A 437-nucleotide genomic window follows, 5' to 3' on the forward strand; every position below is an offset into this window, starting at 1 on the left:
GACCCGTCTCGCTCTACGGTCACGCTTCGATCCCGTATCCCGATCCCCATGCCGATCCGGCCCGAGCACCGCTTCTTCTACCCGATCGACTGGCCCCAGCTCTCGGCCGTAATCCGGTTCGGGCGCGCTCAGGGACGCTGCGAGGGCTGCGGGCGACCGCACGGGCGGACGGTAGTCCACCTCGGCGACGGGCGATGGTGGGATGCGGACGCGGCCTCCTGGCGCGACAGGCGCGGGCGGCGGGTGCGCGTCCAGCCCGGTGCTGTGGACGTCCTCAGGACCGTGCGCCGGACCCGGGTGGTTCTGGCCGCGGCCCATCGCGACCACGACACCGCCAACAACGCCGATGCCAATCTCGCCGCCTTCTGCCAGCGCTGCCATATCATCCACGATCGGCCCGAACACCGCCGACGCCGCTGGACGACCCTGTTTCGCCG

1 protein-coding gene is annotated in these 437 nt (G+C 71.4%); it reads left to right on the plus strand.

Annotation, left to right across the window (positions count from 1 at the left end):
• Positions 1–48: 48 nt before the first annotated feature.
• A partial coding sequence (locus RAD15_RS43945; protein WP_458184884.1) for a hypothetical protein occupies positions 49–437 on the plus strand: 389 nt, incomplete at its 3' end.

Source organism: Bradyrhizobium sp. 14AA, assembly GCF_054185205.1.